The sequence below is a fragment of the Pseudomonas sp. HD6515 genome (genome assembly GCF_024971855.1).
GTDB classification, from domain to species: Bacteria; Pseudomonadota; Gammaproteobacteria; order Pseudomonadales; family Pseudomonadaceae; genus Aquipseudomonas; species Aquipseudomonas alloputida.
In genome coordinates, this window is sequence record NZ_CP079827.1 from 5541421 (window position 1) to 5561891 (window position 20471).

Sequence of the window (20471 nt, forward strand, 5' to 3'; positions counted from 1 at the left end):
TGATTTTTTCGGCCTGCCGCACTCGGTGCTGTGCATCAGCGCCCTCTCGGCTTGGCCCGCGCCGTAGCCTCGGCCACCAGAGGGTCGTCCGGCCAGTAATGCTTCGGATAGCGCCCTTTCAGGTCTTTCTTCACCTCGGCATAGGTCGTGCGCCAGAAGCTGGCCAGGTCCTGGGTCACCTGCACCGGCCGACGTGCCGGTGACAGCAGGTGCAGCTTGACCTGCTGCCGGCCGTTGGCGATGCGCGGGGTATCGGCAAGGCCGAACAGTTCTTGCAGACGCACGGCGAGAATCGGCGGGGTTTCGCTGTAATCCAGGCGGATGTTCGAGCCGGACGGCACGGCCAGATGCGCCGGGGCCTGTTCTTCCAGGCGTTGCGGCAGCGGCCAGGGCAGCAGGTTGCGCAGCATCGACGGCAAGTCCAGCGCGGCAAAGTGGCTGAGGCGCGATACTTTGCTCAGGTAAGGCTGCAACCAGTCTTCCAGGCTGGCCAGCAGGGCTTCGTCCCCCAGGTCAGGCCATTCGCTGTGGCCATCCTTCTGCAGGTCGAGCTGACGCAGCAGCGCCACACGTGCCTGCCATTGCCGCAGTTCCGGCGTCCAGGTCAGCAGGTTCAAACCTTTGCGCCGGACCAGGCCAAGCAGCGCTCGGGCCCGGGCTTCATCATCCAGCCCGGGCAGCGGCTCGCGGCTGAGGACCAGTTCGCCAACCTTCACCTGGCGCTCGGCGCGCAACACCTGCTCGCGCTCGTCCCAATCAAGGATATCGACCCGCTCGACCTGTTCGGCCAGCACACCCTCGAGCAACGCCGGATCGAATTCGGCGGCCAGATAGATCCGCTCCTCACGCTGCCCCTGGCGGCTACCCAGGTCGGCGATCACCAGCCATGGGCACTTCATCAATGCATCGACTTCGCCAAACAGGGCCGCACGGCCGTTGGCGAGCCGATACTCCGCCCCGCCCGCCCGGCGCTGCTGGGCGACCCGGTCAGGGTAGGCCAGCGCCAACAGGGCGCCCAGCCAGCGTGGGTGGTCCGGGTCGGCAACCGGTGCACCGACCTTGCCACGCAACAGGCCACGGTATTGCCGGGCCAGCTGACGAGCACGCTGCACACCCCCCTGGCCGCCACGCGCAGCCTTGCTCTCACCGCTGACCAGCGCAAGCCGGCTGTGCAAGTCGGCACCACCGCCACGCTGGATGTCCCGCTCCCCCAGCAGTGCAGCCACATCGCAGGCCATCTGTGCCAGGCCCAGGTCCTGACCCCGCAGCAACAAGTGCGCGATGCGTGGGTGAGCCGGCAGTTCGGCCATGGCCTGGCCATGTTCGCTGAGGGTGTCGCGGCTGCCCGGCCGGAAGGCGCTGAGTCGCGCCAACAGGTCCTGGGCCTGGGCGAACGCTGCAGCTGGCGGCTGGTCGAGCCAGCGCAACTGCTCGGGGGTTACACCCCAGCGCGCCAACTGCAGGGCCAGCCCGGCCAGGTCGGCCTGGAGAATCTCGGCACTGCCATGGGCGGCCAGCTGGTCATGCTGGGCCTCGGACCAAAGGCGGTAGCACACGCCGGGCTCCAGGCGGCCGGCACGCCCAGCGCGCTGGGTGGCACTGGCGCGGGAAATGCGCTGGGTGTCCAGGCGGGTCATGCCGCTGCCGGGGTCGAAGCGCGGCACCCGGGCCAGGCCTGCGTCGATCACCACGCGCACGCCATCGATGGTCAGGCTGGTTTCGGCGATGTTGGTGGCCAGCACCACCTTGCGCAGGCCCTTGGCCGGCGGGTCGATAGCGGCGCGCTGGGCATTGAGGTCGAGCTCGCCATGCAGCGGGCACAGCAGAATCTCGGGGCGCGCCCCCAGCGCCTCCTGAAGGCTTTGGTGAACCCGGCGGATCTCGGCTTGCCCAGGCAGGAACACCAGCACGCTGCCGGCCTGGTCAGCCAGCGCATGCAACACGCTGTCCACCACCCGTGGCTCGATGAACTCGCCTGGCTGGAACGGCCGCCCCCAGCGGATATCCACCGGATGCATGCGCCCTTCGCTGCTGACCACCGGGGCGTCGTCCAACAGCCGCGACAGGCGCTCACCTTCCAGCGTCGCCGACATCAGCAGAATCTTCAGGGGCGGGTCGTCACGCAGCAACTCGCGGCCGTTAAGGCTCAGCGCAAGCGCGAGATCGGCATCCAGGCTGCGTTCGTGATATTCGTCGAAAATCAGCAGGCCCACCCCTTCCAGCGCCGGGTCGGCTTGCAGGCGGCGTGTGAGGATGCCTTCGGTCACCACTTCAATACGGGTTTTCGGGCCGACCTTGCTGTCCAGACGGATGCGGTAACCCACCGTTTCCCCAACCTGCTCGCCCAGCTCACTGGCCAGCCGTTCGGCCGCTGCCCGCGCAGCCAGGCGCCGTGGCTCCAGCATGAGGATGCTCTGCCCGGCCAGCCACGGTTCGTGCAGCAGCGCCAGTGGCACGCGGGTGGTCTTGCCAGCGCCAGGCGGCGCTTCAAGCACCACTTCGTCACGCTTTTCCAGAGCCTGGCGCAGGGCGGGCAAGGCAGCATCAATGGGTAATGAAATCATGGTGGTCCTCGAACAGTCTCGCGAGTATAACGGCGAACCCAGCCTGCTCTATCATGGTCTTAGCATCAGGCGCAGGCGCTTCGCTTGCCCTGCTGAATACTTTTCGGAGATTTACATGCGTATCTCGACCCGCGTCATCGGTGGCGCCCTCATCGCCACCCTGCTGACCCAACTGACGGCCTGCGGCACCATTTTCTACCCGGACCGGCGCGGCCAAATCGGCGGCAAGATCGACCCTGTGGTTGCCGCCATGGATGCCATTGGCATCCTGTTCTATGTAATCCCGGGGCTGATTGCCTTCGGTATCGACTTTGCCACCGGCGCCATCTACTACCCAGGTGGCCGCACTGCCCAGGTTGACCCGGCCAAACTGCAAGAAGCCGTCAGCCCGGATGGCAAGGTCGACAACCTGAAGCTGCAAGCCATTCTGGAAAGCGAACTGGGCCAGCGCCTGCCGCTGAACGACCCACGGCTGATCCAGCACCGCGGCAGCATCGAACAACTGGCCAGTATGGGCCTGGTACCGGCAGCCTGAGCCACACGGACACTGACCACGGATGATCACTACTCCGGCTGAACACCAGCGCCTGCTCCGCCTGGCCACGCGCGCGTCACTGGCGGTGGCCAGCATCTTGGTGCTGAGCAAGGCGCTGGCCTGGTGGCTGAGCGGTTCGGTGAGCCTGCTGGCCGGGCTGACCGACTCGGCACTGGACGCAGTGGCCTCGTTCCTCAACCTGCTGGCGGTGCACTACGCCCTGCGCCCGGCAGACGACGATCACCGGTTCGGCCATGGCAAGGCCGAGGCCTTGGCCGGTATGGCGCAGGCGCTGTTCATCGGTGGCAGTGCGGTGCTGATCGGGGTGCAGGCGGTCGAGCGCCTGTCCACCCCGCAACCGCTGGGTGATACCTCAATCGGAATCGCGGTGATGCTGCTGTCGCTGGTGCTGACGGTCGCCCTGCTGGCGCTGCAGTACAAGGTCATCCGGCTCACCGGCTCTACTGCGGTACGGGCAGATTCCCTGCACTACCGTTCTGACTTGTTGCTCAACGGCAGCATTCTGCTGGCCCTGTTGCTGGCGCGTTTTGGCTGGCCGCAGCTGGATGCGCTGTTCGGCCTTGGCATCGCCTTTTACATCCTTTGGAGCGCGCTGCAAATTGCCCGCGAAAGTACGGCGATCCTGATGGACAAAGCGTTACCCGGCGACGTTGGCGAGGACATGGCCGCGCTGGTGCTGGCCGTTGCAGGCGTGAAAGGCGTGCATGACCTGCGCACGCGCGTGTCGGGCAACCAGTGGTTTGTGCAACTGCACCTGGAGCTGCCGGGGCAACTGCCGCTGCATGAGGCGCACAGCTTGTGCGTGGAGGCCTCGCGGGTGATCCGCCAGCGTTACCCACAGGCAGACGTGATGGTGCACGCCGACCCGGTATGAGGTAATTAATCCCTACCCCTGCAGGGTTCAGTTGATGCTGTAACCCCGACCACTGAAACAGGCCCCCAGCGCCCGCTGGTAGTGGCTGAGCACAGTTGCCGCCGGTGCGTACGTCGCCGTCGCCGGGTCGAAGCCTGACTGGCTCACCGCCCAGCGATGGCACTGGTAGCGGTCCTGCTCCTGCTGTTCCTGACCCTGGCCATACATCGGATAGGCCACCACGTCATACCCACCATTTGCCGGGGCCACCGGCACGGGCGACGGCACGCCGACCGGCGGATTGACCACCACATATTCCTGGCTGTCTGCCAGGTACTGGTAATAGGTATCGGCCACCAGAAAGAACAGCGCGCCCCCCAACCACACTTCCCGCGCATAAGGCGGCAGGTAATTGACCCGCACGCCGTACGGCGGGGTCACCACGATGTAACTGCCCCCGTGCGGGCGGTACCAGTAACCCCCGGAGTAGAAATAGTCAGCGCCCCGGTAGGGTACTTTCCAGTAGCGGTCAGAAAAATGGTCCACCGTGTGCCCCGGGCGATACTGCGGCCCAGGCCCCCAGCCATTGCCGTGGCCATCCGGGCGCCCGTGCCAGTCGCCACCGGGCCGTTGCCCCGGGCCACCGGCTTGCCAGTGGTGATCATCACCGTGGCGGCGGGGAATGTCCTGGTAATACCCCTGGCGCGGCGGTTGGGTCTGGCGCACTTCGTCGCGCGAGTTGAGCGAGCGCCCCGGCCCACCCTCACCTTGCACCTGCTGGCCACGTTCACCGGGCCCTTCGCCGGGCCCTTCAGCCAAGGCCCCAAGGCTGATGCTCAAACCCAGCAAACCAACACCTGCCAACTGCCAGATGCGCGACGTCATGGTGTTCCTCTCGGTAGAAAAAACTGCAACCAACGCCAGTCTACCGCGCCCACCACACAGGCCAATTAAAATTCCCGACATGAAAAAAGGGAGGCCACAGGGCCTCCCTTCAGGAATTGTCGTCCGTGCTCGGCACTTGTGGCGCCGGCTCACCTCACACCGTCTTCTGGAAGGTGTGTAGCCCGGGGGCCTGCAGATCCTGTTGGATGGCTGGCCGCAACCGCCCGCCTAGGGCGCGTCGCCGTGGACTGATGTCCGGGCAGTGATTCTGGTGATAAAGATACCGGACGGGTTGCGACAGAGGATTGCGAAGATTGCTCAGATAAATAGCACTTGCGCAATTTTTCACCCTGGATTGATAATTCGCAGCAATCCGAACAGAAAAGGCAAATGCCATGAGCAAACTTGACCGCTACGACCTGAGCATCCTCGCCGAATTGCAGCGCGATGCGCGCATTTCCAACCAGGAATTGGCCGAACGCATCGGCCTGTCGCCATCGCCATGCTCGCGTCGGGTCAAGCAACTGGAGGATGACGGCTACATTTCGCGCCAGGTGGCCCTGCTCGACCGCAAGAAGCTGGGCCTGAGCCTGACCGCCTATGTATTGATAGGCATGGACCGCCACACCCCGGAACGCTTTGAAACATTCGAGGCCGCCATCCGCAACCTGCCACAGGTGCTCGAATGCAGCCTGGTCACCGGCATGGATGCGGACTATCAGTTGAAAGTGGTGGTGCCGGACATGGACCACTACCAGAAACTGCTTCTAGGCAGCCTGACGCGTATCGAAGGCGTCACCAGCGTGCGTTCGAGCTTCGTGCTCAACCAGGTGTTGGCCAGCACCGAGCTGCCATTGACCCACCTGCGTTAAATGCTCACGCCAGCCGGCGTATAATCGGACGTTCAACCCGCCTGGAGAACATCGATGGATCCCGCCGTATTCGAAGAATGGATGATGATCATCCTGGTCACCGTGTTGATCGGGTTCATGGGCTTCATCGTCTGGGACCTGGCGAAAAAGTCCAAGGCGGGTAAGTTCGGGACGCTGATCCTGTTCTTTGTGCTGGGGCTTGGGGTGCTGGCCTTTATCATCAAGAGCGTGGTGGTGGGGTTTCTGGAAGGCGTATAAAAAATGTTGGGGACATTCGCGGTCACGCCCACTCCAACAGCGTTGGCGCTGCCTTCAAGTACTGCGCCGTCCCTGTGGGAGCGGGCGTGCCCGCGAACAGGCCCCTGACCTGAACTAAAGCTTGGCAGGGACCTCCCGCCAGCAACCCTGCTCCAGCCCATCCAGCGCCCAGTCACCAATGCGCACGCGCACCAGGCGCAAGGTCGGCAGCCCCACCGCCGCCGTCATACGCCGCACCTGGCGGTTACGCCCTTCGCGAATCACCAGCTCCAGCCAGCTGGTCGGCACACTTTTGCGAAACCGTACCGGCGGGTTGCGCGGCCACAGTTCGGGTTCTTCCAGGCGCCGCGCCTCAGCCGGCAAGGTCGGCCCATCATTCAGCGCCACACCATCGCGCAAACGCTGCAACTGCTCGTCACTCGGTTCGCCTTCTACCTGGACCCAGTAGGTCTTGGCCAGCTTGTGCTTCGGGTCGGCAATCCGCGCCTGCAACCCGCCATCGTTGGTCAACAACAGCAAGCCTTCACTGTCACGGTCCAGCCGCCCGGCCGGGTACACGCCCGGGATGTCGATGAAGTCCTTGAGCGTCGCGCGCCCTTCACCGTCGCTGAACTGGGTCAGCACGTCGAACGGTTTGTTGAACAGGATCAGGCGAGGCTCGGCAGGTGGCGCCTTGGCCTGGCGACGCGGGCCGGCGGCAGGCCGCGCCTGGGGGCGGCGCGGCTTGTTACGGGGTGGCAGTGACATGGATCCTCAGCGGAACGGCGGCTCATCGAAGCTGCGCAGTTTACGCGAGTGCAGCGAGTTGAGCTCGGTGCGCAGCAGGTCGAGGGCAGCAATGCCGATCTTCAGGTGCTGGCTGACCGCTCGGTTGTAGAAGGCGTTGGCCGAACCTGGCAGTTTGATCTCGCTGTGCAGCGGCTTGTCGGACACACACAGCAAGGTGCCGTAAGGCACGCGCAAACGGTAGCCCTGGGCAGCAATGGTGCCGCTTTCCATGTCCACCGCCACGGCACGCGACAGGTTGATCAGCGGGCGTTCCTGGGCCCAGCGCAACTCCCAGTTGCGGTCGTCGTAGGTCAGCACGGTGCCGGTGCGCAGGCGCTTTTTCAACTGCTCGCCACGCTCGCCAGTGACCTGTGCGGCAGCCTCCTGCAAGGCCATCTGCACTTCGGCCAGGGCCGGGATCGGGATATTCGGCGGCACGACCCGGTCGAGAATGCCGTCACGGCGCATATAGGCGTGTGCCAGCACGTAGTCGCCGATGGTCTGCGACTGCCGCAGGCCGCCGCAGTGGCCGATCATCAGCCAGCAATGCGGGCGCAGCACGGCCAGGTGATCGGTGATGTTCTTGGCGTTGGACGGGCCGACACCAATGTTGACCAAGGTAACGCCATTGCCGTCGGCGGCGATCAGGTGGTAGGCCGGCATCTGGAAGCGGTGCCAGACCACGCTGGCCACCAGAGCCTGGGTTTCGCCATGGTCCATGCCCTTTTCGATCACGACGTTGCCCGGCAGCACCATACGCACGAAGCGCGAGTCGTCACGCAGCTGTTCCAGGCCATGGCTGATGAACTGGTCGACATAGCGGTGGTAGTTGGTCAGCAGGATCCACGGCTGTACATGGCGCCAGTCGCTGCCGGTGTAGTGCACCAGGCGGCGCAGCGAGAAGTCGACCCGCGCGGCATCGAACAATGCCAGTGGCATGATTTCAGCATGGTCCCAGTCGTACAGGCCATCAGCGATGTTGTCGGTGGCCGCCGACAGGTCGGTGCTGGGGAACACCCGCGCCAACTGCGCAGCGGTAATGCCGCTGCCAGCCAATTCGTCGCCCTGGTCGACCACATAGGGATAAGGGATGTTCTGCTCGCTGACGCCAACTTCTACCGTAACGGTGTAGTCATGCATCAGCGGGCGCAGTTGCTCCAGCAGGTAGCCACGGAATGCAGCGGGCTGGGTGACGGTGACGCTGTAGGTGCCGGCAACCTGGACCTTGGCATAAGCGCGGGTGGTGGCGGCGACTTCGCCATGGCTGTAGTAGGTCAGGCGCAGTGCCGGGTAGCGGAACAGGTCGCGCTCATCGGTATCGGGCTCGGTACGGTCCTTCAGGTAACGCTTCAGGGCCTGACTCAGGGCACCTGTGGCCTGTTCATGCAAGGCCGCCAGACGGTCGACGGCCTGTTCTGGGGTATCAACGACTACAAAAGCGTGGCTCACACTGTGCTTCCTGTCTGGACATGCATGTGATCCATCTTGCCTGCCTTCTTGGTTAAATACACCCCCATTGATCGGTGTTGGGTGCATTCGCGGGCAAGCCCGCTGCTACAGCGGCCAGACAGGCGTAGCCCTGGTTACCAATGCCATCACATCCACACCTCGCGGCAGCGCCCCGTACACCCGGCCACCACCGGCCAAGCGGCTGCCGATAAACGCATCACTGACCTCCGTATTCCCCGCCTCCAGCAGCAGCTTGGCCTGCAACGCCAGGGCAATATCCTCGGTCAGTTGCCGCGCGCGGTACTGTATGTCACCGGTGTCGGCAAACGCCCCCTTGAGGTTGCCGATATGCGCTGCCAGGCGCGGGTCGCCATGCCCGTCACCCAGCTCGACAAACAGTGCATCGAGTACGCCCGGCTCCTTGGACAAGGCCCGCAGCACATCCAGGCACTGCACGTTGCCCGAGCCCTCCCAGGTCGAGTTGACCGGTGCCTCGCGGTACAGCCGTGGCAGAATGCTGTCTTCCACATAACCCGCGCCACCCAGGCATTCGGCGGCCTCGTTGATCATGGCCGGCGCACGTTTGCAGATCCAGTACTTGCCCACCGCCGTGACCAGCCGGGCGAAATGCGCCTGCTGCGGGTCGTCCAGTTGCTCCAGCGCCTGGCCCATGCGCAAGCTCAGGGCAAGCGCAGCCTCGCTTTCCAGGGCCAGGTCGGCCAGCACGTTCTGCATCAGAGGTTGCTCATTGAGCACCCGCCCGCCGACCTTGCGATGCGCGCAATGGTGGGCCGCCTGCGTCAACGCCTGGCGCATCAGTGCGCTGGAGCCGACCATGCAGTCGAACCGGGTCATGGCGACCATCTCGATGATGGTCGGCACGCCGCGTCCCTCTTCGCCAATCATCCATGCCAGCGCACCGCGGAACTCCACCTCGCTGGAGGCGTTGGAGCTGTTGCCCAGCTTGTTCTTCAGGCGCTGGATATAGAACTGGTTGCGGTTGTCATCGGGGCGGTGGCGCGGCAGTAGGAAGCAGCTCAGGCCTTTTTCGGTTTGCGCCAAGGTCAGAAAAGCGTCGCACATCGGCGCCGAGCAGAACCACTTGTGGCCAACCAGCTCATAAGCCTGCCCCGGGCCTGGCGCACCGACCGGATAGGCCCGGGTAGTGTTGGCGCGCACATCGGTGCCGCCCTGCTTTTCGGTCATGGCCATGCCCAGGGTGACCCCGGCCTTGTGCCGGTCGCCAATGTTGCGCGGGTCATATTCGCAGGCAAGGACCTTCGGCAGCCAGTATTCAGCCAGCTCAGGCTGCAAGCGCAATGCCGGCACGGCGGCAAAGGTCATGGTCAGCGGGCAACCGGTGCCGGCCTCGGCCTGGCTGTGCAGGTAGGTCATCGACGCCCGTGCAACATGGGCGCCAGCACGGGGTTCGGCCCATGGTAAAGAAGGCAGGCCATGTTCGACGGCGGTACGCATCAGCTCATGGTAGGCCGGGTGGAACTCGACCAGGTCGATGCGATGGCCATAGCGGTCGTGGCTGCTGAACTCGGGTTTGTGCGCGTTGGCCAGGAAGCCTGCTTGCATCAGCGGGCCGCCGGCCAGGGCACCATAGGCGTCGATCCGCGACTCGGCCCAGCCCGCGCCAAAACGCCTTGACCATTCTTGCAATGGCAGGTCGAGGCGGTACAGGTTGGCACCGTCGAGCGGCGGCGGCTGGTTGGTGACTTCGTGGGTTTCAGCGTACTGGTGCAGGCTCATCGGGGGGCTCCTGGATCCGGGTAGGCTTGAAAGACCCAGTGAAGCACTGCTTGCGGGGTAGTCAAAGGGGTATTAATGACTAAACGTGTGGTTGCAGGCGTGCGCGCGCGCGTAGAAGCGGGTTTACCCGCGAATACGGTGGCGGCGGCAACGGTGAACGGCGGGTGGATATCGGCCAGCAGACCCGGCCCTTTCGCGGGTGAACCCGCTCCTACAGCGAGCGCCGCACCTGCAGCAGGTTCGGGCTCATCTGCACCTGCGAAATCGCCATGTTCAAACTCAACTCGAAGCGGCTACCCAGCCCGCGCGTCGATTCATGCGCCAATCTGGCCCCCAGCAACTCCCCCATCTGCCGGCAAATCGACAACCCAATCCCCAAACCGCCATACCGCCGGGTCATCGAACCATCGACCTGGAAGAACCGCTGGTACAGGGTCGACTGCTCCAGATCATCGAAACCGATACCGCTGTCGCTGACGGTAAAGGTCAACGCCAGATCATCCGGCCCCACCCGGCGGCCGCGCACCTGGATCATCACACCGCCCTGATGGGTGAACTTCAAACCGTTGTCCACCAGGCAACCCAGGCAGTGCGCCAGCTTCTGCCCGTCACCGAGCAACCCGTCCGGCAGGTCGGCCGGAATGTCCAGGCTCAGGTACAGGCCTTTGCCCAGCGCCTGCCCCGCATAACCGGCGCGCAAGCCCTGCAACAGGGTGCGTAGGCTGAACGGTGCCGGCTGCGCCCGCAGGCGGCCGGCCTGCAGTTCGGACAGGGTAAGAATGGCATTGACCATATCCATCATGCCTTGGGCAGACCCCACTGCCGTGTGATGGTACTGAGCCATTTCGGTATCCATCGGCAGGGTGTGCATCAGCTCGAGCGAGCCAATCACCCCATTCATCGGGGTGCGCAGTTCATGCGTCACGCTGGCCAGGAACTCGTCCTTCAGGCGATTGCTCCTGGCCAGTTGCAGGTTCAGTTGCTCCAGCGTACGCCCAGTGTCGCGCAAGGTCTGTGCCTGCTGCTCGCGCAGGCTGTTGATGCGGTCGGCCAGCGCCAGCGACAGCAAAGCCACTTCCAAGGCCGAACCGAGCTGGCTGGCATACATGGTGATGAACACGTTCGGCAGGTAGCCCAGCACCATCAAGGTGTTGACCAGGCCACCCAGCAGGAACGCCGTCCAGGCGATGATGAACCAGCGCGCCACTCGCAAGCCGCGCCACCAGGCATACAGGCCGGCGCTGAAGACGCTTATGGTGAACAGCAGTGCCAGCAGCGTCGCCATGCGCAGCGCAATGCCGTAGGGCATGCTCACCGCCAGTACCATGACCAGCGCGCCACCCAGCATCAGCAGTTGCAACAGGCGATCGAAGCCACGGCTGATGCTGCCCAATTGCAGGAAGTGCCGGGCGAACTGGCAACCGAACAGGCCGGCAGCACCGATGAACAATGGCGTGGAGGCATTCGCCCACCAAGGGCTGTCTGGCCAGAAATAGGCTACACCGGCGCCATTCACCGAGACCTGGTAAAGGCCGAACGAAGCGATGTAAAGGATGTAATAGAGGTAGCTGACGTCACGCACGCTGAGGTAGATGAACAGGTTGTACACCAGCATCACCAGCAACACGCCGTAGATCATCCCCAGCACATACAGGCGCGTGGGCTGCTCTTCCAGATAGGCTTCAGGGGACCACAGCGCCAGCGGCGCTTGCACCGAACCCTGGCTTTGCAGCCGCAGGTACGCAGTGGTCACCTTGCCAGGTGGCAGTTGCAGTTCGAACAAGTAGTTGTTCTGCCGGATCTGCCGGCTGTCGTAGGGCAAGGCATCGCCCGTGCGCTGCGCCAGGCGGTACAAGCCGCTGCTGTCAGGCAAATACAGTTCGAGGTGATCCAGCGGCGGGTAGGCCAGCTCCAGCAGCCATTGCCGCGGGGCAGCGCTGGGCGCGGCAACGGGGCGCAGCTCGACCTTGAGCCAGAACACCGAGGTGGAGTAACCGGCGTTCAGCACATCCTCACGGTGGGGCTGAAAGTATTTGGCAAACCCGGGGGCACTGACCTGAGCGATGCTGGCATTGCCATCGGGGTCTTCATAAACCTGCATGGCCTTGCCCAGTGGGAGATGCCGGGTAGCGACGTCGAAATCGACCGCTCCGGCCAGCACGGGCAGCAAACCCATAAGCACAATCAGCAAATAGCGCATACAGCCCCAGCATGGCCTGCCCGGTCGCGTCGCGGTAGCCTCCCATCCGTTTGAGACGACGTGATCCTGCAGCACCCGTTTGTCGAGTTATCCGAGCACTCTAGCATAGCCTCACAACCTGGCAATCGGCCACATAAAAACACAAAGAAAAGGCTCTAAATCAATGCTTTCAATAGAAAAACAAACAACAACCTGACCGAACGATCAGTAAAACTCGTTTGTCGGACGATCCGCCCAAACAGGTTTGGTGGTAAGCTCGCCGACCATGAATACCTACAGCTCCCGCCCCGTTGTCCTCTGTCTCTCCGGCCACGACCCCAGTGGCGGCGCCGGCTTGCAGGCAGATATCGAAGCCCTGATCGCCCAAGGCTGCCACGCTGCACCTGCAGTGACCGCCCTGACCGTGCAGGATACCGTCAACGTTTCCGACTTCCGCGTGCTCGACCGCGAGTGGGTGCTGGCCCAGGCCAACGCCGTGCTGGCCGACTCCACGGTTGCCGCCGTCAAGTTGGGCATGCTCGGCTCGATCGAGATGGTCGACACCGTCGCCGAACTGCTGGCCGCCCACCCCCACCTGCCGCTGGTCTGCGACCCGGTGCTGCGTGCCGGTGGCGGTGGCCGCCTGGGCAAGGACGAAGTGGGCTATGCCCTGCGCGAACGCCTGCTGCCGCTGGCGACCATCGCCACGCCGAACCTGCCCGAAGCACGCATCCTCGCCGAACTGCCCGAAGGCAGCGCTGACGAATGTGCCGAGAAACTGTTGCCGTTCTGTAGACACCTGCTGATTACCGGCGGTCACGGCGACGAAGACGAAATCCACAACCGCCTGTACACCCAGGACGGCCAGCACTTCACCTGGACTTGCCAGCGCCTGCCAGGCAGCTACCACGGCTCGGGCTGCACCCTGGCCAGCGCCCTGGCCGGCCGCCTGGCGCTCGGCGAGCAGCTGGAAAGCGCCGTGCGCACCGCCCTGGACTACACCTGGCGCACCCTGCGTGACGCCGAGCAACTGGGCAAGGGCCAATACGTGCCGCGCCGCCTGCCCCTGGACTTCTGCTCCTGATACGAGGCCTTCAATGAAGCTACGCGGTCTGTACGCCATCACCGACAGCCAGCTGCTCGCCGGCCGTTTCCTGTCCCATGTCGAGGCGGCCCTGGAAGGCGGCGTGTGCCTGCTGCAGTACCGCGACAAGAGCGACGATGCAGCGCGCCGCCTGCGTGAAGCCGAAGGGCTGATGAAGCTCTGCGAGCGTTACGGCACCCAGTTGCTGATCAACGATGACGCCGAACTGGCCGCCCGCCTGGGTGTCGGCGTGCACCTGGGCCAGACCGACGGCCCACTGACCCCGGCCCGCGCATTGCTCGGCCGTCAGGCAATCATCGGTTCCACCTGCCACGCCAGCCTCGAACTGGCCGCCCAGGCTGCCAGCGAAGGCGCCAGCTACGTGGCCTTTGGCCGCTTCTTCAATTCTGTCACCAAGCCGGGCGCGCCCGCTGCCAATGTCGGCCTGCTTGAGCAGGCCCGCGCCCAGGTGAAACTGCCGATCGCCGTGATCGGTGGCATCACCCTCGACAACGCCGCCCCGCTGGTCGCCCACGGTGCCGACCTGCTGGCGGTGATCCACGGCTTGTTCGGTGCCGACAGCGCGCAGGAAGTCACCCGCCGCGCCCGCGCCTTCAACGCCTTGTTCGCATCCTGATTCGAGAGATACTTCCATGTCCCGTTCCGAAGCCCTGTTCGCCCAAGCCCAGAAGCACATCCCTGGCGGTGTCAACTCGCCAGTCCGCGCTTTCAAGAGCGTTGGCGGCACGCCGCTGTTCTTCAAGCATGCCGAAGGCGCCTATGTCGTTGACGAGGACGACAAACGCTACGTCGACTACGTCGGCTCCTGGGGCCCGATGATTCTCGGCCACGGCCACCCGGACGTGCTGGACTCGGTACGCAAGCAGCTGGAGCACGGCCTGTCCTACGGCGCGCCGACCGCCATGGAAACCGAGATGGCCGACCTGGTCTGCTCGATCGTACCGTCGATGGAAATGGTGCGCATGGTCAGCTCGGGCACTGAAGCCACCATGAGTGCCATCCGACTGGCCCGTGGCTACACTGGCCGTGATGCCATCATCAAGTTCGAAGGCTGCTACCACGGCCACTCCGACAGCCTGCTGGTAAAAGCCGGCTCCGGCTTGCTGACCCAAGGCGTGCCAAGTTCGGCAGGCGTGCCAGCGGACTTCGCCAAGCACACCCTGACCCTGCCGTTCAACGACATCGCCGCCGTCGAGAAGACCCTGGCCGAAGTTGGCCAGACCGTGGCCTGCATCATCGTGGAGCCAGTGGCCGGCAACATGAACTGCGTACCACCGGCACCGGGTTTCCTCGAGGGCCTGCGCGAGCAATGCGACAAGCATGGCGTGGTGCTGATCTTCGACGAAGTGATGACCGGTTTCCGCGTCTCGCTCGGCGGCGCCCAGGGCCATTACGGCATCAAGCCGGACCTGTCGACCTTCGGCAAGATCGTCGGTGGCGGCATGCCGGTCGGCTGTTTCGGCGGCAAGCGTGAAATCATGGGCTGCATCGCCCCGCTCGGCCCGGTCTACCAGGCCGGCACCCTGTCGGGCAATCCGCTGGCCATGGCCGCCGGCCTGACCACCCTCAAGCTGATCAGCCGCCCAGGCTTCCACGCCGAGCTGACCGACTACACCAGCCGCATGCTTGACGGCCTGCAGCAACGCGCCGATGCCGCTGGCGTGCCATTCGTCACCACCCAGGCCGGTGCCATGTTCGGCCTGTACTTCAGCGGCGCCGACGATATCGTCACCTTCGAAGACGTGATGGCCAGCGATGCCGAGCGCTTCAAGCGCTTCTTCCACCTGATGCTCGACGGTGGCGTGTACCTGGCACCGAGCGCATTCGAGGCGGGCTTCACCTCCATCGCCCATGGCGACAAGGAGCTGCAGATCACCCTGGATGCGGCTGAGAAAGCCTTTGCTGCCCTGAAGTGATGGCCAGCCTGTACCGGCCTCTTCGCGAGCAAACCCACGCCTACACTCATGAAAGCGACGCCCCCTTGTAGGCGCGGGCTCACCCGCGAAGAGGCCGGTACAGGCAATAATTACGCACGCACAATCAGCTGACTTCCCCAACCAAGCAGAAATTCGAGTAAAACTTTGTAAGGTTGGCGCTGCTTATCCCATAATGTGCCACCAGAGACATTGGCCGCAGCTTTGCAGAGGTAAGTCGATCCCCATGAACCGCACCGGCCGCGCCCTGACCCTGGGCTGCCTGTTGCTTCTTCAGCCCCTGCTGGCCCTGGCGGAGGGCGGTAACTCGTTGCTGATTCCGGCGACGGGCCGCTGCACCTTGAACGTTCAGCCTGAAGACCTGGCAAACGCCCTCAAGGCCTGCGAGCAGACGGCGACTGCGGGGGATGCCCAGGCGCAATTCGAACTGGGCGAGTATTACTACACGCAAACGCCAAAAAACCTGGGCAAAGCCCTGGACTGGTTCCAGAAGGCATCGCTGCAAGGCCAAGCCGACGCCCAATACCGTCTGGGTGCCATGTTCTTCCATGGCGAAGGGGTCAAGGCCAACAACGTACAGGCCTACATCCTGCTGAAAATGGCTGCGGTCAATGGTGCCGAAGATGCGCTGGACATGGCCGACGAAGTAACCGAGCAAATGCCCCGTGACGAACTGGAGCATGCCACCCAGGTGCTCGGCCAGATTTTCCGCAAGTACCTGCTCGAACTGCAGAACGCCGAAGGGCGCACGCCGTTCTCGCCGCTTCCCTGAAGGTCACTTTTCCGGCATTGGCATCGGGAACGGCATCACATTGCCGCCGCCCTTGGCCTCGCTGATCTTCGCCGTGCCCAGGCGCTCCACCTCATCGATGCGCACAATCGAGTGCATCGGCACGAAACTGCGGACCACTCCGTCGAACTGGCTCTTGAGCTTCTCCTCACTCGGGTCCACTACCAGTTGCGAGCGCTCTCCGAACACGAACTCCTCGATTTCCAGAAAGCCCCACAGGTCACTCTGGTAGATCTGCTTGGCGTACATCTCGAAGACCTGGCCCTGGTTCAGGAAGATCACTTTATAGATGGCGGGTTCGCGTTTGCTCATGTTCGACCAGATAACACATGCGTAAGAAAAGGTGGGCATGATACCTGTTCTGGCCTGTTCACGGGTGAACCCGCGCCCATAGGATCCCCACCGGCCTTGCCGGAGTGGGTTGACCCGCGGGAAGGCCAGAACAGCCCGTACATACCGTTGAACGTTTCAGTGCTTTCGCCACTGCCATTCAAGGGTTATTCTTGAGTTCAACTCCATCGCCGTCGAGCGGCTAAAAACGACCTTGAACGCACCCATAGAACCCCATCGTTTCATCCTCGAACCCTTCGAGGCCCACCGTTTCGCCAACTTGTGCGGCCAGTTCGACGAGCACCTGCGCCTGATCGAACAGCGCCTGGCCATCGAGATCCGCAACCGCGGCAATCAGTTCGAACTGATCGGCGAACCCAGGACCACCTCCGCTGCCGAACAGCTGCTGCGCCGTCTCTATCGCGAGACCAAGGCCACCGACCTGTCACCGGAAACCGTGCACCTGTACCTGCAGGAATCGGCTGTCGAAAACATCGACAACCCGGCCGTCAACGAGGTCAGCGTGTCGCTGCGCACGCGCAAGGGCAATATCCGCCCGCGCGGGCTCAACCAACAGCGCTACGTCAAGGAAATCCTGGCCAACGACATCAATTTCGGCATCGGCCCGGCCGGTACCGGCAAGACCTACCTGGCCGTAGCCTGCGCCGTGGACGCGCTGGAGCGCGAACAGGTGCGCCGCATCCTGCTGGTGCGCCCGGCGGTCGAGGCGGGTGAAAAGCTTGGTTTCCTGCCTGGCGACCTGGCACAGAAAATCGACCCGTACCTGCGCCCGCTGTACGACGCCCTGTACGAAATGCTCGGCTTCGAACACGTGGCCAAGCTGATCGAACGCCAGGTGATCGAAATCGCCCCTCTGGCCTACATGCGTGGCCGCACCCTGAACAACAGCTTCATCATCCTCGACGAAAGCCAGAACACCACGCTCGAGCAGATGAAGATGTTCCTGACCCGCATCGGCTTCGGCTCCACCGCGGTGATCACCGGTGACATCACCCAGGTCGACCTGCCCCGTGGCACCAAGTCGGGCCTGGCGCACGTCATCGAGGTGCTGAAGGACGTTCCGGGGATCAGCTTTACCCATTTCCAACCCAAGGATGTGGTTCGTCACCCACTGGTGCAGCGTATCGTCGAAGCCTACGACCGCTTCGAAGCCCGCCAGTCCAAGCCCGAGGCGCCCGGCAAAGATGCTTGAACTTGATATCCAACGGGCCACGGATGCTGCCACTCCAGAAGACGCCGCCTTGCGCCGCTGGTGTGAATTGGCGTTGCGCCAGCGCAGCGCCGACTCGGAAATGACCATTCGCCTGGTCGACGAAGCCGAAGGGCGGGAGCTGAACCACACCTACCGGCACAAGGACTACGCGACCAATGTGTTGTCGTTCCCGGCCGATGTGCCCGATGAGCTGCTCGATATCCCGCTGCTGGGCGACCTGGTGATCTGTGTAGCGGTGGTCGAGCGCGAAGCGGCCGAACAAGGCAAATCGCTGGAAGCGCACTGGGCGCACCTGGTCATCCACGGTTGCCTGCACTTGCTCGGCTATGACCACATCGAAGATGAGGAGGCCGAGGAAATGGAAAGCCTGGAACGGGAATTGCTGGCAGAACTGGGTCACCCTGACCCGTATGCCGATGATGAAACCGACTCAATCACACACTGATACACGAAGGATCACGAGAACCGCCATGAGCGAAGATCGATCGAGCAACGGGCAGAAGTCCTGGCTGGGTAAACTGACCCAGGCTTTTGCCCATGAGCCGAAAAACCGCCAGGAGCTGCTTGAGCTGCTGCGCGAAGCCCATCAGAACAAATTGCTGGACAGCGAAGCGCTGACCATCGTCGAAGGCGCCATTCAGGTCGCCGACCTGCAGGTTCGCGACATCATGGTGCCGCGCTCGCAGATGAACAGCATCAAGGCCGGCCAGTCGCCTCGCGAGTTCCTGCCGGCGGTGATCGATGCCGCGCACTCGCGCTACCCGGTAATCGGCGAAAGCCATGACGATGTGCTCGGGATCCTGCTCGCCAAAGACTTGCTGCCGTTGATCCTCAAGGAGAACGGCGACAGCTTCAACATCAAGGACCTGCTGCGCCCGGCCACCTTCGTACCCGAGTCCAAGCGCCTGAACGTGTTGCTGCGTGAATTCCGCGCCAACCACAACCACATGGCCATCGTCATCGACGAATATGGCGGCGTGGCGGGCCTGGTCACCATCGAGGACGTGCTGGAACAGATCGTCGGCGATATCGAAGACGAGCACGACGTCGAGGAAGACAGCTACATCAAACCACTGCCCAGCGGTGATTTCCTGGTCAAAGCGCTTACCCCGATCGAGAACTTCAACGAGTTCTTCGACAGCGAGTTCTCCGATGACGAGTTCGACACGGTCGGCGGCCTGGTGATGAGCGCCTTTGGCCACCTGCCCAAGCGCAACGAAACCACTGAGATCGGGTCTTACAAGTTCCGTATTCTCAACGCCGACAGCCGGCGGATACACTTGCTGCGCCTGACCCCGATCACCCGTTAAGGATAAACATGCGTTGGATCACCCGCCCCGGCTGGCCCGGTAACCTGCTGGCCCTGGCGGCCGGTGCTTCCACCCTCCTGGCCCTGGCGCCGTTCGACATCTGGCCGTTGGCGGTGTTGTCCATCGCGGTGCTCTACCTTGGCCTGCGCGAGCTCAGCCCGCGTCAGGCCATGTGGCGTGGCTGGTGGTTTGGGTTTGGCCTGTATGGCGCCGGCACCTGGTGGATCTACGTCAGCATGAACACCTACGGCGGCGCCTCGCCGCTGCTGGCAATCGTGTTGCTGCTGGCGTTCTTCGCCGCACTGGCCTGGTTCTTCGCCCTGCCCACCTGGCTATGGGCGCGCTGGCTACGCCGCAACGAAGCACCACTGGCCGACGCCTTGTGCTTCGCCGCCCTCTGGTTACTGCAAGAGGCCTTCCGCGGCTGGTTCCTGACCGGCTTCCCCTGGCTCTACGCCGGCTATAGCCAACTGGACGGCCCGTTGGCCGGCCTTGCGCCGCTGGGCGGCGTCTGGCTGATTTCCTTCACCCTCGCCCTCACCGCCGCCCTGCTGTGCAACCTGCACCGCCTGCGCACCCGCCCCTCGTTCCTGGCCGTGGCCAGCGTGCTGTTGCTGGCCCCCTGGGTGCTGGGCCTGGCGCTCAAGGGCCATGCCTGGACCATTCCGGCAGGCGAGCCGCTGAAAGTGGCAGCGATCCAGGGCAACGTCGAGCAGGACCTGAAATGGGACCCCGCGCACATCGACGCGCAACTGGCGCTATACCGCGACCTGAGCTTCAGTTCCAGGCCGGTGGACCTGCTGGTGTGGCCGGAAACCGCCGTTCCGGTGCTCAAGGACCAGGCCCAGGGCTACATCGACGTGATGGGCCGCTTCGCCGCCGAGCGCCACTCGGCGCTGATCACGGGCGTGCCGGTGCGTGAAGAAGTGCACCACCAGCGCCGCTACTACAACGGCATCACCGTCACTGGCGAAGGCGATGGCACCTACCTCAAGCAGAAGCTGGTGCCATTTGGCGAGTATGTGCCGCTGCAAGACGTGCTGCGTGGGGCCATCGAGTTCTTCAACCTGCCCATGTCGGACTTCGCCCGCGGCCCGGAAGATCAGCCGCTGCTGCAGGCCAAGGGCTACCAGATTGCGCCTTACATCTGCTACGAGGTGGTCTACCCCGAGTTCGCCGCCGGCCTGGCTGCGCGTAGCGACCTGCTGCTGACCATCAGCAACGACACCTGGTTCGGCAAATCGATCGGCCCCTTGCAGCACCTGCAGATGGCGCAGATGCGCGCGCTGGAAGCCGGCCGCTGGATGATCCGAGCCACCAACAACGGCGTGACCGCGCTGATCGACCCGTTTGGCCGCATTACCACGCAGGTTCCGCAGTTCCAGCAGGCCGTGCTGTATGGCGAGGTGGTGCCGATGCAGCAGCTGACGCCTTACCTGCAATGGCGCTCATGGCCGTTGGCAATTGTCTGTGCGTTGCTGCTGGGCTGGGCCTTGCTGGCAGGGCGTATTGCAAAAACCGTCTGATTGGCGATACGCGGCCACTGTAGGAGCGGGTTTACCCGCGAATACGGTAGTCGCGGCAACGGTGAACGGCGGGTGTAGATTGGCCGGCAGGGCAGGCCCT

The 20471-nt window shown here is 63.7% G+C and carries 19 protein-coding genes; 12 read left to right on the forward strand and 7 right to left on the reverse strand.

The window, feature by feature from the left end; all coding sequences use genetic code 11:
• Window positions 1-35 precede the first annotated feature (35 nt).
• Window positions 36-2564 carry an ATP-dependent helicase HrpB gene (gene hrpB / locus KW568_RS25555; RefSeq protein ID WP_004576860.1) on the reverse strand — a complete coding sequence of 843 codons (2529 nt, stop codon included), beginning with the start codon at window positions 2562-2564 and terminating at the stop codon, window positions 36-38.
• 115 nt (window positions 2565-2679) lie between these two features.
• Here hrpB and KW568_RS25560 point away from each other — a divergent pair, with 115 nt between their 5' ends.
• Together KW568_RS25560 and KW568_RS25565 are read left to right on the forward strand one after the other, a co-directional pair.
• Window positions 2680-3099, forward strand: coding sequence for a hypothetical protein (locus tag KW568_RS25560; RefSeq protein ID WP_003249801.1), 420 nt, complete (start codon window positions 2680-2682; stop codon window positions 3097-3099).
• Window positions 3100-3121: 22 nt separating this feature from the next.
• Window positions 3122-3994, forward strand: coding sequence for a cation diffusion facilitator family transporter (locus tag KW568_RS25565; RefSeq protein ID WP_003249799.1), 873 nt, complete (start codon window positions 3122-3124; stop codon window positions 3992-3994).
• A 27-nt stretch (window positions 3995-4021) separates the two neighbouring features.
• Here KW568_RS25565 and KW568_RS25570 read toward each other — a convergent pair whose 3' ends face one another.
• On the reverse strand, window positions 4022-4858 hold the full coding sequence (locus tag KW568_RS25570) for a DUF6515 family protein (protein ID WP_004576861.1): 837 nt from the start codon (window positions 4856-4858) through the stop codon (window positions 4022-4024).
• 395 nt (window positions 4859-5253) lie between these two features.
• Between KW568_RS25570 and KW568_RS25575 the strand changes: the two genes are divergently transcribed.
• The gene (locus KW568_RS25575; RefSeq protein WP_003249795.1) at window positions 5254-5730 is read left to right on the forward strand and encodes an Lrp/AsnC family transcriptional regulator; all 477 of its coding nucleotides are present in this window, start codon (window positions 5254-5256) and stop codon (window positions 5728-5730) included.
• Window positions 5731-5784: 54 nt separating this feature from the next.
• Window positions 5785-5988 carry a DUF2788 domain-containing protein gene (locus KW568_RS25580; protein WP_003249787.1) on the forward strand — a complete coding sequence of 68 codons (204 nt, stop codon included), beginning with the start codon at window positions 5785-5787 and terminating at the stop codon, window positions 5986-5988.
• 114 nt (window positions 5989-6102) lie between these two features.
• On the opposite strand, the gene KW568_RS25585 is transcribed toward KW568_RS25580, so the two are convergent.
• The 4 genes from KW568_RS25585 to KW568_RS25600 form a co-directional block, all read right to left on the reverse strand.
• Window positions 6103-6735 (reverse strand): pseudouridine synthase, encoded by a 633-nt coding sequence (locus KW568_RS25585; RefSeq protein ID WP_003249785.1) that lies wholly within the window; start codon window positions 6733-6735, stop codon window positions 6103-6105.
• Between the two features lie 6 nt (window positions 6736-6741).
• Window positions 6742-8205: an AMP nucleosidase gene (amn, locus tag KW568_RS25590; protein ID WP_003249782.1), complete on the reverse strand. Its 1464-nt coding sequence runs from the start codon at window positions 8203-8205 to the stop codon at window positions 6742-6744.
• Between the two features lie 105 nt (window positions 8206-8310).
• Window positions 8311-9963: an acyl-CoA dehydrogenase family protein gene (locus KW568_RS25595; protein WP_004576862.1), complete on the reverse strand. Its 1653-nt coding sequence runs from the start codon at window positions 9961-9963 to the stop codon at window positions 8311-8313.
• A gap of 211 nt (window positions 9964-10174) precedes the next feature.
• Window positions 10175-12163 carry a hybrid sensor histidine kinase/response regulator gene (locus tag KW568_RS25600; RefSeq protein WP_004576912.1) on the reverse strand — a complete coding sequence of 663 codons (1989 nt, stop codon included), beginning with the start codon at window positions 12161-12163 and terminating at the stop codon, window positions 10175-10177.
• 265 nt (window positions 12164-12428) lie between these two features.
• Between KW568_RS25600 and KW568_RS25605 the strand changes: the two genes are divergently transcribed.
• The 4 genes from KW568_RS25605 (at window position 12429) to KW568_RS25620 (ending at window position 15953) form a co-directional block, all read left to right on the forward strand.
• A complete protein-coding gene (locus KW568_RS25605) occupies window positions 12429-13226 on the forward strand; it encodes a hydroxymethylpyrimidine/phosphomethylpyrimidine kinase (RefSeq protein ID WP_003249777.1) in 798 nt (265 codons plus the stop codon).
• Window positions 13227-13239: 13 nt separating this feature from the next.
• Window positions 13240-13863, forward strand: a complete 624-nt coding sequence (gene thiE, locus KW568_RS25610) for a thiamine phosphate synthase (RefSeq protein WP_004576913.1) — start codon at window positions 13240-13242, stop codon at window positions 13861-13863.
• Window positions 13864-13879: 16 nt separating this feature from the next.
• Window positions 13880-15163, forward strand: coding sequence for a glutamate-1-semialdehyde 2,1-aminomutase (gene hemL / locus KW568_RS25615; RefSeq protein WP_003249773.1), 1284 nt, complete (start codon window positions 13880-13882; stop codon window positions 15161-15163).
• A 244-nt stretch (window positions 15164-15407) separates the two neighbouring features.
• Complete coding sequence (locus KW568_RS25620; RefSeq protein WP_004576914.1) at window positions 15408-15953, forward strand: tetratricopeptide repeat protein; 546 nt, start codon at window positions 15408-15410, stop codon at window positions 15951-15953.
• Between the two features lie 3 nt (window positions 15954-15956).
• Here KW568_RS25620 and KW568_RS25625 read toward each other — a convergent pair whose 3' ends face one another.
• Window positions 15957-16283, reverse strand: a complete 327-nt coding sequence (locus tag KW568_RS25625) for a DUF1820 family protein (protein WP_003249769.1) — start codon at window positions 16281-16283, stop codon at window positions 15957-15959.
• Window positions 16284-16515: 232 nt separating this feature from the next.
• Between KW568_RS25625 and KW568_RS25630 the strand changes: the two genes are divergently transcribed.
• Genes KW568_RS25630 through lnt form a run of 4 tightly spaced genes read left to right on the forward strand, consistent with a single transcriptional unit; the run spans window position 16516 to window position 20371 of the window.
• On the forward strand, window positions 16516-17514 hold the full coding sequence (locus KW568_RS25630; protein ID WP_004576915.1) for a PhoH family protein: 999 nt from the start codon (window positions 16516-16518) through the stop codon (window positions 17512-17514).
• Complete coding sequence (gene ybeY, locus KW568_RS25635; RefSeq protein WP_003249763.1) at window positions 17507-17980, forward strand: rRNA maturation RNase YbeY; 474 nt, start codon at window positions 17507-17509, stop codon at window positions 17978-17980. Before KW568_RS25630 ends, ybeY begins: the two co-directional genes overlap by 8 nt.
• A gap of 25 nt (window positions 17981-18005) precedes the next feature.
• The gene (locus tag KW568_RS25640) at window positions 18006-18845 is read left to right on the forward strand and encodes an HlyC/CorC family transporter (protein ID WP_003249762.1); all 840 of its coding nucleotides are present in this window, start codon (window positions 18006-18008) and stop codon (window positions 18843-18845) included.
• Between the two features lie 8 nt (window positions 18846-18853).
• Entirely contained in the window at window positions 18854-20371 is a 1518-nt protein-coding gene (gene lnt / locus KW568_RS25645) for an apolipoprotein N-acyltransferase (protein ID WP_004576916.1), read from the forward strand.
• Window positions 20372-20471 lie beyond the last annotated feature (100 nt).

What these genes read in the sequence shown, in the direction of transcription:
- KW568_RS25605 (WP_003249777.1), top strand. Translation starts at nt 12,429, where the DNA reads ATGAATACCTACAGCTCCCGCCCCGTTGTCCTCTGTCTCTCCGGCCAC.
- KW568_RS25565 (WP_003249799.1), top strand. Translation starts at nt 3,122, where the DNA reads ATGATCACTACTCCGGCTGAACACCAGCGCCTGCTCCGCCTGGCCACG.
- ybeY (WP_003249763.1), top strand. Translation starts at nt 17,507, where the DNA reads ATGCTTGAACTTGATATCCAACGGGCCACGGATGCTGCCACTCCAGAA.
- hrpB (WP_004576860.1), bottom strand. Translation starts at nt 2,564, where the DNA reads ATGATTTCATTACCCATTGATGCTGCCTTGCCCGCCCTGCGCCAGGCT.
- KW568_RS25625 (WP_003249769.1), bottom strand. Translation starts at nt 16,283, where the DNA reads ATGAGCAAACGCGAACCCGCCATCTATAAAGTGATCTTCCTGAACCAG.
- KW568_RS25595 (WP_004576862.1), bottom strand. Translation starts at nt 9,963, where the DNA reads ATGAGCCTGCACCAGTACGCTGAAACCCACGAAGTCACCAACCAGCCG.
- KW568_RS25570 (WP_004576861.1), bottom strand. Translation starts at nt 4,858, where the DNA reads ATGACGTCGCGCATCTGGCAGTTGGCAGGTGTTGGTTTGCTGGGTTTG.
- KW568_RS25600 (WP_004576912.1), bottom strand. Translation starts at nt 12,163, where the DNA reads ATGCGCTATTTGCTGATTGTGCTTATGGGTTTGCTGCCCGTGCTGGCC.
- KW568_RS25585 (WP_003249785.1), bottom strand. Translation starts at nt 6,735, where the DNA reads ATGTCACTGCCACCCCGTAACAAGCCGCGCCGCCCCCAGGCGCGGCCT.
- KW568_RS25575 (WP_003249795.1), top strand. Translation starts at nt 5,254, where the DNA reads ATGAGCAAACTTGACCGCTACGACCTGAGCATCCTCGCCGAATTGCAG.
- thiE (WP_004576913.1), top strand. Translation starts at nt 13,240, where the DNA reads ATGAAGCTACGCGGTCTGTACGCCATCACCGACAGCCAGCTGCTCGCC.
- lnt (WP_004576916.1), top strand. Translation starts at nt 18,854, where the DNA reads ATGCGTTGGATCACCCGCCCCGGCTGGCCCGGTAACCTGCTGGCCCTG.
- hemL (WP_003249773.1), top strand. Translation starts at nt 13,880, where the DNA reads ATGTCCCGTTCCGAAGCCCTGTTCGCCCAAGCCCAGAAGCACATCCCT.
- KW568_RS25640 (WP_003249762.1), top strand. Translation starts at nt 18,006, where the DNA reads ATGAGCGAAGATCGATCGAGCAACGGGCAGAAGTCCTGGCTGGGTAAA.
- KW568_RS25620 (WP_004576914.1), top strand. Translation starts at nt 15,408, where the DNA reads ATGAACCGCACCGGCCGCGCCCTGACCCTGGGCTGCCTGTTGCTTCTT.
- KW568_RS25560 (WP_003249801.1), top strand. Translation starts at nt 2,680, where the DNA reads ATGCGTATCTCGACCCGCGTCATCGGTGGCGCCCTCATCGCCACCCTG.
- KW568_RS25580 (WP_003249787.1), top strand. Translation starts at nt 5,785, where the DNA reads ATGGATCCCGCCGTATTCGAAGAATGGATGATGATCATCCTGGTCACC.